Genomic DNA, 1,619 nt, shown 5'->3' with positions numbered 1-1,619 from the left:
GGACAGGGATTCCGCTAAATCGCGGACAGTTGCGGGAGGTTGGTTTTCGGGAGCGCCGTTCAGGCAATGTTCTCTCTCAAGCTGAGTTTGAGAGGGGCAATGCCGAGACGGAAGCAAGCGAAACGAACCACTGTGAAGGACCTACGATCGATCCTGAGGCTGACGTACGAGCAGGACCTGTCGGTTCGGGAGATCTCGGAACGGCTGCAGATCAGCAAGAGCTCGGTTGCCACCTACCTGTTGCGGGCACGCGAGGCGGGCTTAAGCTGGCCGTTACCGCCGATTTACGCGAGCGAGGCGGCGTTGCAGCGGGCTCTGTTCCGGCGGGTCGGGCGGCCTCCGCAGGACTTGAGCGAGCCCGAGTGGCCGCGGGTGGCGCAGGAGCTCAAGCGCAAGGGCGTGACGCTGACGCTGCTTTGGCAGGAATACCGGACGGCGCATCCCGACGGCTATGGTTACACGTGGTTCTGCGAGAAGTTTGACGCCTATCGGCGCCGGGCGAACCCGACCTTCCGTCATCGCCACGCGGCGGGTGCAGTGATGCAGACCGACTATGCCGGTCCGACGGTGGAGGTGATCGATCCGCAAACCGGCGAGAGCCGTCAGGCGCAGATATTTGTCGCGGTGCTCGGGGCCTCGTCGCTGACCTTCGCTATGGGGAGCTTCGGTCAGCGACTACCAGATTGGATCGAAGGCCAGACCCGGGCCTTGTCGTACTTCGGCGGAGTTCCCAAGGCGATCGTCTGCGACAATCTGAAGGCCGGGGTTGTCAAGGCGTTGTGGTTCGAACCGACGCTCAACCAAACCTTTGCGGCCATGGCCGAGCACTACGACACGACGATTTTGCCGACCCGCAGCCGCAAGCCGCGCGACAAGGGCAAGGTTGAAGGCGCGCGGTGCTGATTGTTGAGCGCTGGATTCTGGCACGGCTGCGCCATCGGCGGTTCTTCAACCTGACCGATCTCAATGCTGCGATCGGCGGTTTGCTGGAGGAGCTGAACCATCGGCCGATGCGCCATATCGGCAAATCCCGACGGCAGCTGTTCGAGGAGATCGAGCGCGCTGCGTTGACGCCGCTGCCGAGCGAGCCGTTCGAATACGCCGAATGGAAAACGGCGAAGGTCCACCCCGATTATCACGTCGAAGTCGACAAGACCTTTTACTCGGTGCCGCACCGGCTGATCGGCCGTCGGGTGGACGTCCGGCTCACCTATCGAGCCGTCGAGATCTTCCAGGATCACACGCGTGTTGCCAGCCATGTGCGCCGCTCTCAGCGCAGCGGCCATGTCACCGTGAACGAGCACATGCCCAAAGCCCATCAGCGTTATGCCAATATGACGCCGGCGAGCTTGATCAAGATGGCAGCGCGGATCGGCGTCAACGCCGCCACTCTGGTCGAGCGGATGATGCGTGAGCGCCCGCATCCCGAGCAGGGTTATCGCTCCGCCATGGGGATCATCGCCCTGGCACGGCGCTACGAGTGCGATCGGCTCGAAGCGGCCTGCGAGCGGGCACTCCTCATCAAACGCGATCAGCTACTCCTCGGTGAGCGCGATCCTCAAATCCGGGCTCGACCGCGCGAGCCCTGCTGCCGCACCCGTCAAAGCCACCCCCTCGCA

At 63.4% G+C, this 1,619-nt stretch carries 1 pseudogene; it reads left to right on the top strand.

What is annotated here, in order from left to right:
* Positions 1–99 precede the first annotated feature (99 nt).
* Positions 100–1,619 (top strand): annotated as a pseudogene (gene istA / locus JQ586_RS40215) (IS21 family transposase); the annotation flags it as partial.

The sequence above is a fragment of the Bradyrhizobium jicamae genome (assembly GCF_018130215.1).
Lineage (GTDB): Bacteria > Pseudomonadota > Alphaproteobacteria > Rhizobiales > Xanthobacteraceae > Bradyrhizobium > Bradyrhizobium jicamae_A.
The sequence above is the reverse complement of the archived record's forward strand: the minus strand, read 5'-3'. Positions and strand labels throughout refer to the sequence as shown.